Origin of the sequence: Arthrobacter sp. SO3 (assembly GCF_020532825.1) — a bacterium.
GTDB lineage: Bacteria > Actinomycetota > Actinomycetes > Actinomycetales > Micrococcaceae > Arthrobacter.
In genome coordinates this window covers 8,706-11,098 of record NZ_MQTS01000161.1, presented here as the reverse complement: position 1 = coordinate 11,098, position 2,393 = coordinate 8,706, and the positions used below count along the sequence as shown (strand labels likewise).

The window sequence follows — 2,393 nt, the reverse complement described above, 5'->3', positions numbered from 1 at the left end:
GTGCTGAGGGAGGCGGCGATCCGGTCGGCGGGGACGCCGGCGGCGTGCGCCGCCGCCGCCGCTGCCAGCAGGTTGGCGATGTGGTGGGCGCCGATCAGCTTGGCTGCGACGTGGTACCCGGCGCTCCCGCCCGGCAGGAAAAGTTCGAATTCGGGGTGGCCGTCGGCGTTGAGCTCGACGCCCTCGGCGCGGACCCGCTCTGCGCCGCTCCGTTCTGCGCCGGTCGGCTCGGCACCGTCGGGCATGCCGCCGCGGGCGGGCAGTGCGGAATAGCCCAGCACCGTGGCCCGGGTCCGCGCGGCCATCGCCGCGACGCGGGCGTCGTCCAGGTTGAGTACGGCGGTGCCGGCGGCGGGCAGGGCTTCGACGAGTTCGCCCTTGGCCCGGGCAATGTTCTCCACGCCGCCAAACTCGCCGGCGTGGGCCGTGCCGACGCCAAGAACAACTCCGATGTCGGGGCGCACCATCTCCGCGAGGTAGCTGATGTGGCCCACGCCCGTGGCACCCATCTCAATCACGAGGTAACGGGTGTCGGCACCGGCCTTGAAGACGGTGAGCGGGACCCCGACTTCGCCGTTGTAGGAACCCTGCGGGGCAACGGTCCGGCCTTCGCCGGCCAGGATCCCGGCCAGCAGGTCCTTCGTGGTGGTCTTGCCGGCGGAGCCGGTAATGCCGATCACGGTCAGTGGCTCGCCGTCGGCCGCACGGCCGGCGCGGATCCGGCGGACGGCTTCGGCGGCCAGTGCGCCCATCGCGAGGACCGAGTCCTGGACGACGACGGCGGGGTAGGTTCGCCCGGCGCCGTCCGCGACGTCATGCTCGACCAGTGCCAGCACTGCTCCGCGTTCGAAGGCCGCGCCCACGAAGTCGTGGCCGTCGGCCGTCTCCCCCGGCTTGGCCACATAGAGGGAACCCGGTGTGGCTTCCCGGGAGTCGGTGACCACGGAGCCGGGGATAATCCCCGGATCGGCGGCCAGCCGGCCGTTGGTTAGTTCGGCGATTTCCGCCGCGGTAAATGCAATCATCTCGGTTTAGGACTCTATCCGCTGGTCTTCGAGAACGGTGAATCCCCGAGCTGTCAAGGCAGAGCGGAGCTCCACCCTGTCGTCAAGGGCGAGGTTGACGCCCTTGACTTCCTGCCAAATTTCGTGGCCCCGTCCTGCGACGAGGATGGTGTCGGCCGGCCCAGCAAGGTCCACGGCTTCCCGGATGGCGGCATCACGGGGGAAGACCTCGATGATGCTGCAGCCCAAGCCCTCGCGTTCTTTGGCCTCCACCGCGCCTGCCAGGACGTCGGCGCGGATCCCCGCGGCGTCCTCGTCGTGCGGGTCGTCGTCGGTGACAATGACGGTGTCGGCGAGGCGCGCGGCGATGGCACCCATGGCGGGCCGTTTGCCCTGGTCGCGCTGTCCGGTGGCGCCGAAGACGATGATCACCCGGGATCCGGGCTCCGGGGAGCGTACGGCTTCGAGGGCGCGGGCCAGGGCGTCCGGGTTGTGGGCAAAGTCGACCACCGCCGCGGGGGCGGTCGAGACGAGCTGCATCCGGCCGGGGACCGCAACAGTGAAGGGGTCGCCGGCGTCGAGGGCGGTCTGGACGGCAGCGGCCTCGTGGCCGCCCGCGAGCACCATGACGGTGGCCAGCGCGGCGTTCGCCACGTTGAAGCTGCCGGGCAGTCCGGTGTGGACACGCAGTTCCGCGCCGTCGCGGTGGCGGAGCACGAAATCCGTGCCGAGTCCGCGCGGGACGGGGTTGACAACGGTCCAGTCCGCTCCGGAGGGCGCGCCGCTTCCCGCGCCGGCCGGCCGGGCAGTGGCCAGGGTCGTCACGGGAATCTCCGCCGCCGCGGCAAGCTTCACACCCCAGTCGTCGTCCACCGTCACGACGGCGCTGCGGGCCCGCCCGGGGGTGAAGAGCCTCGCCTTTGTCCGGAAGTACTCCTCCATGGAACCGTGCAGGTCGAGGTGGTCCTGGGTCAGGTTGGTGAAGCCGGCGACGTCGAACACGATCCCGTCCACCCGGTGGAACGAGACGGCGTGCGAGGAGACCTCCATGGAGGCCGCGTCGAGGCCGCGTTCGCGCATCAGGGCCAGCAGGGCGTGGACATCGGTGGACTCAGGGGTCGTGAGGAGGCTGGGAATCGGTGCTCCGCCGGCCAGGATCTCGATGGTGCCGATCAGCCCGGTCCGCTTCCCGAGGGCCTGCAGGAGGGCGTTGATGAAGTAGGTGGTGGTGGTCTTGCCGTTGGTGCCCGTAACGCCGTACAAGGCCGGAGCGGGCGCGTCGTCCGGCCGGCTCCGGTAGATCAGGGCAGCCAGTCCGCCCACGAGGGTGCGGGGTTCGCGGGCCAGCAGCACGGGGACCGGAATGTCGTGGGAGAACCCCAGCAGGCG

The 2,393-nt window shown here is 71.0% G+C and carries 2 protein-coding genes; both read right to left on the bottom strand.

The features are described from left to right. Positions 1 to 1,025, bottom strand: a 1,025-nt coding sequence (locus BJQ90_RS14895; RefSeq protein ID WP_226761020.1) for a UDP-N-acetylmuramoyl-tripeptide--D-alanyl-D-alanine ligase, incomplete at its 3' end; no start/stop codon positions are given. Positions 1,026 to 1,031: 6 nt separating this feature from the next. Further along, a partial coding sequence (locus BJQ90_RS14890; protein ID WP_226761019.1) for a Mur ligase family protein occupies positions 1,032 to 2,393 on the bottom strand: 1,362 nt, incomplete at its 5' end.